The sequence below is a fragment of the Metasolibacillus meyeri genome, from assembly GCF_003049505.1.
Lineage (GTDB): Bacteria > Bacillota > Bacilli > Bacillales_A > Planococcaceae > Metasolibacillus > Metasolibacillus meyeri.
In genome coordinates this window covers 1-5,784 of sequence record NZ_PYWN01000050.1, presented here as the reverse complement: position 1 = coordinate 5,784, position 5,784 = coordinate 1, and the positions used below count along the sequence as shown (strand labels likewise).

Genomic DNA, 5,784 nt, shown 5'->3' with positions numbered 1-5,784 from the left:
ATAAATATATTTTCATGGTAAAGCAAATGACTGATGTAGAATAATTTTAACTGTTATAAATTTCTTTTTAATTGATGCTTAATTTAATAGGAGCAGCGAATAATGATAAGGTAAAGGAGAAAATTAACAAGCTATAGCGAATACAATATTTTTAGGATACTTTTAGCATAGCATGAATACCTCTTTTATGTACCGCCAATATTCCGTCAATATACCGACGTTTTACCGTCCTATACCGCCACTTTTTTGTCGGTAACCGCCATTTTACCGCCAAATTGTCAAAAAATAAAAAATATATCTACACATTGTCATGAATTTAGTTAAAATAATAAGGGAGAAGGTGTTAGAAATTTTTTAAAGAGGGGAGGGAGTGACCGGGTGGCATAGCCATATAAAAAATCATTTAGAGAAAATAGTCGCATTAGAAAGTAATCTTAATGAGTAATTAGTATTAATGATGCAACAATTTATTAAGGAAAAAGAGCAGCAAAACTTGGCGTTTGGCACATTATGTGTATTGCATTATGCTAAATATAGCGAGCAAATGCAAGATGATATTTAGGATGTAGCAGCTTTTTATTTTAACTTTCGATATTGTGGATGAAGATACTAGCCTTATCGTTGAAGGGTGTATTAACAATGCTTACAATGGCTAGTAAAATAATACGTACAAGCTCTTTTACACACCTTTAGTGATTATGACCACAATCTTTGCAAACTTACAACAACTTCTCATCTCGAATGGCGCAATACGCTATGCATTAACAATTAAAAACCTTTACAAAAACAAAGCACAAACATGAATTGAATACGTTAATAAATGATGAATATAAAAAATACTTACTAAAATAATGAAATGAGGCTGATTTATTATGATGAAACTAATTCAATATTTACAAGACAACATGGATATCGCAAAGCTATTACATGAAGGTAAAGTATCATTAGTAGGCGTGACAGAACAGGAGCAAGTAGCGATTATGGAGGCGTTTGAGGAGGAGGTTCATGCTGACGGTGTTTTTTGGAGTTAGTGAATGATAAATAAGAAATTATGGTGGGGTGTACTAACATTATGTATAGGGTTAGGCGTATATTTATCTATCGTTGATTATAAAAACCCGTTAATAAAAATTAAAATTCAGCAACAAGACAAATTATGGGTTGTTGAAAAGCCATATTACGAGCAATGGGCAGTAGAACAGGGAATTGATATTGGAGATATTATATTAGAGATTGATGATATGGATATTTCTGAGTATAGATTAATTTCATACGATGAATTTATACGAGCTGCAAACGAACTAACAATTAAAAAGCAAGATGGTACAATACTACAAGTAGAGGTATTACACAGAGACTTATTGGTGCAATTTTACTTGCATGTGATGTTACCAATTCTTTACTTTATTCTATCGTTAGGAGCTACACTCTACCTATATTATAAAAGGCAACAAAATATTGAAAGTATAAAATGGCTTATTTTGTTTATATTGACAGTAGCATTAACATATTTGAGTAGTAACGCTTCTAGTAAAGCCGATTTGATTGGACGTGCTATTATAAGTGGAGGAATTTTACTTTCACCGTTAATGCTACTACAATTTTTAAAAAGCTATTATAGATACTTACATATAAAATGGCCATTTATACACCAGATTGAGAAATTATACATATTACCAGTAATAGGGGCCGTACTAGGTTGTATTGAAATATTATATCCTTATACAAAAGACGTTATAGTTATTTTTTTACTTGCTACATCATTCATACTTTTTTTATTTCCTTTATGGGTACTATTATACAGCTATTATAAAAAACGCACTGTCCAATTACGCTTATTAATTTTAAGCGTAATTTTGCCGTTTTTACCGTTTTTGTTTTTATTTGTGTTACCTGAAGTGTTTTGGCAGCAAGCAATTTTAGAGGCGGAATATAGTATACTATTCGTTCTCTTAATTCCGTTTTGCTTTATGTTTTTGCGTGTGTCAGAGCGTTTGTTTGATGTTCATTACTATATTACACGTACAAGCTATTATTTCCTTGTTACGTCTGCTTTAACGATATGGCTTTGTGTTGGGTTGTTTTCCTTAATGAAAAATGCGTCTAATGGAGGAATTGCTGTTTTCTTATTTATTTCGATTCTTTTATTTTTCTATGCAAAGGAAAAAGTAGATGCGAAATATCGAGATGTCCTATTTACGCCAAAGGGCAATACCATTCGGCAACTGTCACGTGCGATTGATCAAATGAGCGCTGCTTATAGGGTGGATGAATTACTTTCTATTTTAAAGCAGGAGGCAGCTAACCATTTAGAAATAAAAAATATCGAGGTTGTGAACTATGATGGCAAAGAACAAGAGATGCTTGATGAATATGTGATGACCGATGAACAAATTCAACAGCTACAAGCAGGGGAAATTGTGAGGCTCTCCGATGTGTATGTGGCGCTTATTCATCAAGAGGCACGTATGAAAAGGCTATTACTTATTGAGCATCGGGGTAAAATTCGTTTAAAGGACGAGGAGCTTCTATGGCTAAAGCTATTGTTAAAATATGCAGAAAGTGCGATTGAAAGCTTGAAAAAAATTGAAGAGCTATTGCGAGAATTGCGAAGCTTAAAGCAAACAGCGGAGCAGGAGCCTGTATGGTTAAAGAAGCTTGTCTGGCTAAAAATAGAGCAAGAAAAATATTATGTAGCACAAGAATTACATGATACCGTATTGCAAAATTTAACACATCTTACACGTGAAATGAGTTTGTTAGTAGAAGATGATGCGGTTCCGATTCGAGGGCTATACCAGCAAATGCAAAATAATGTGCAAGATTTACGGACATATTGTGAGACGTTGAAGCCACCGGTACTAGATAAACTAGGGTTGACTGCGGCGCTTAGCCAGCTAGTGCAGCAAGTAAATAGCAAAGCAAAATTTAAATTATATACAACTTTTGAACGTGTTTATTTAAAGCATGAACAACTACCTTTAGTTATTTACCGTATTATACAGGAGCTATTGAACAATGCATTAAAGCATTCTGATGCAACAAAAGTGACACTTTCTTTACAAGAATTAGATGAGGGTTTTGAATTAATCTATGAAGATGACGGTATTGGCTGTACATTAGAACAGATGCTACAAACAGACTCTCTAGGTATAAGAGGTATTAGGGAAAGAGTAGAGGCGTTTAATGGACATTGTCATATAGAGACAAATATAAATGAAGGCGTATTTATTCATATTATCATAGAAGGGTCTGAGGAAGATGATTAAGGTTCTTATTGTAGATGATCATCCTATTGTACTAGAAGGATCAAAGCGGTTAATGGAATCGGCTGATGATATTCAAATTGATACGGAATTGCAGGCGATGAATGTGAAAAGTCGATTAGCTGCAAATGATTATGATGTTTATTTACTTGATGTGAATTTAGGTGAAGATGATGGTATTTCTTTAGCGCAGCAAATTAAGGAACAAACAAATGCGCGAGTTATTTTATATACAGGAGATGATCCAACAAATTATTATTCGCTTATCGTTGAAAAGAAAGTGGATGGGGTCGTTTCTAAAATGGCTACGCGCTTTCAGGTGATTCAAACGATTCGCGCAGCGATACAGGGGCTTATTTTAATACCGACGGATTTTCTTGATTATATTCATTTTAATAGTAGAAACGATATCGAGTTAACTGCAAAAGAAAAAATGCTTGTTTCATGGCTGCAAGAAGGTTTGACTAATAAAGAAATGGCTGCGAAATTGCATATATCCGTGCGTACAATTGAGCGCTATTGGACACAGTTGTTTCAAGTGTTAGGTGCTACTTCGCGTGAATCGGTGCTTGAAATTGTCAAGGAGCAAAGGCTTTTGGAATAAGGCGAGTTTGATACAATTTAATAGATTTAGTATACTGGATTCATTCTATCTAGAGAGGGGTGAGTTCATGAATGTCTATGATTGGATAAAAATCATGATTCCACCATTTCCCTTCAAAGCGATGTTTTTTTCTTAAATTCTTATAAAATAGGAGCTTTAAAATGGAAAAAAACATCGGGAATCGAAAGCCTCGATTACTTTTACTTATTGTATTAGTAGGCTTTCCTCAAATGAGTGAAACAATTTTTACACCTTCCTTGCCACAAATTGCTGATTCTTATGGCGTTGCAATGAGTACGGCACAATTAACGTTAAGTATTTATTTTTTAGCATTTGCTTTTGGTGTCTTCTTGTGGGGCTATTTGTCTGACTTTATTGGCCGACGTCAAGCAATGAATTTTGGGATTTTCATATACGGTATAGGTAGTGTTTTATGCTACCTGTCCTCAGATATTTCGCTCCTGTTATTTGCTCGCTTTATACAAGCATTTGGTGCAAGTGCAGGCTCGATCATTACACAAACGATTTTAAGGGAAAGCTACGAAGGGAAGGAACGCCATCGCTTTTTTGCACAAATTTCTGCTGCTTTAGCCTTTACACCTGCTCTTGGTCCGTTCATTGGTGGGTTTGCTGGAGAGGTATTTGGCTTTCGTATGGTCTTTCTTATTTTAATTGTAATGAGCGTAGTAATTTTCAGCTATAGTTATATATCACTGCCAGAAACAATGGCACATCAACAGATGACAAGACCTCAAATTTTTCCAATAATGAAAAGGCTTATAACGGATAAAAAGGTAGTCACTTTTGGCGTGTTAATTGGCGGATTAAACGGCGTGTTATTTAGCTATTATGCTGAAGCACCCTATATATTTATAGAGCAATTTGGCTTTTCACAGTCGATGTATGGGTTATTAGGATGCGTTGTTGCAATAGCGACAATTATAGGTTCTGTTATTTCGAAGCATTGGCTAGAAATAAATGCACCAGAGAAAATTATTAGAAAGGGCTTGCTTATTGCATTAATTGGTGCAAGCTTCACTTTTGTTATAAGTAAAATCTTTGTTGAGCCGACTTTTTTACAGGCGCTATGTTTTATTGCTGGCATATTTATTTTGCTAACAGGTGTCGGTGTAGCATTGCCGAATTGCCTAAGCTTAGCCTTAGTTGATTTTCATGATGTTATTGGTACGGTAGGAGCAATTTTTAGCTTAGGTTACTATTTGTTTATTAGCTTGCTAACATTTATGATGAGTCAGCTTCATGACGGGTCTTTAGCTACCATGCCAACGTACTTTATAGGGATATTCATCGTTCTGCTGTTGGCGAAATCATTCTTCATTCGTCCTTTAAAGAGCATATCTTGACAGAGCTTGTCGCTGTCAAAAAAGTTGTAAAGCAACTGGAAATGTAGTTTGAAATTTTAGCGACAGAGCTTTAAGTCTAATATGTTCAACTGGTTAATAATTCTGAAAAGATTCATTACTGCCTGAAAAGTGGCGCGCTAGTCATGTTTTGTATTGAAAGCAAAGTGACAACAACAGCGAGCACATACTTTTCAGGCAGTTTCATTACATAGGTCATAATTTCTTCTTTAAAAATAGTGTAACTAAGTGAAATTTTAAATCCTTTAATGGATGTTTTCATTCTATACGTTCACATGGAGAGATAGTATAATAAAAGAGATAGCAGTTTGTTTGTAGGAAGTAAAATTGTGCCGAAAAATAAATAAATGAATTAAAAGTGAAAGGAGTGGAATGAATGCAAAAGGAAGATCAAATATACGAGTTATTGTTAAGCATGCATGGAGACATACAAGATTTAAAAATTGGCATGCAAAAAATGGATGAGCGTATGCAAGTGCTAGAGCAAAGAATGGATAAGAAATTGCATGCACTAGAGCAAAGAATGGATAAG

Annotated in this window: 4 protein-coding genes; all 4 read left to right on the top strand. The window is 34.6% G+C overall.

From position 1 onward, the window contains the following. Positions 1–872: 872 nt before the first annotated feature. The 4 genes from comX (at position 873) to C9J34_RS08705 (ending at position 5,234) form a co-directional block, all read left to right on the top strand. A complete protein-coding gene (gene comX / locus C9J34_RS08720; protein WP_107839478.1) occupies positions 873–1,031 on the top strand; it encodes a competence pheromone ComX in 159 nt (52 codons plus the stop codon). Positions 1,032–1,034: 3 nt separating this feature from the next. Continuing rightward, positions 1,035–3,269, top strand: a complete 2,235-nt coding sequence (locus C9J34_RS08715; RefSeq protein WP_107839477.1) for an ATP-binding protein — start codon at positions 1,035–1,037, stop codon at positions 3,267–3,269. Next, positions 3,262–3,870 (top strand): response regulator transcription factor, encoded by a 609-nt coding sequence (locus tag C9J34_RS08710; protein ID WP_107839476.1) that lies wholly within the window; start codon positions 3,262–3,264, stop codon positions 3,868–3,870. The genes C9J34_RS08715 and C9J34_RS08710 overlap by 8 nt, the downstream gene beginning before the upstream one ends. Positions 3,871–4,031: 161 nt before the next feature. Further along, entirely contained in the window at positions 4,032–5,234 is a 1,203-nt protein-coding gene (locus C9J34_RS08705) for a multidrug effflux MFS transporter (protein WP_107839475.1), read from the top strand. Positions 5,235–5,784 lie beyond the last annotated feature (550 nt).

Coding starts and splice junctions, on each gene's coding strand:
- comX (WP_107839478.1), top strand. CDS start 873: ATGATGAAACTAATTCAATATTTACAAGACAACATGGATATCGCAAAG.
- C9J34_RS08715 (WP_107839477.1), top strand. CDS start 1,035: ATGATAAATAAGAAATTATGGTGGGGTGTACTAACATTATGTATAGGG.
- C9J34_RS08710 (WP_107839476.1), top strand. CDS start 3,262: ATGATTAAGGTTCTTATTGTAGATGATCATCCTATTGTACTAGAAGGA.
- C9J34_RS08705 (WP_107839475.1), top strand. CDS start 4,032: ATGGAAAAAAACATCGGGAATCGAAAGCCTCGATTACTTTTACTTATT.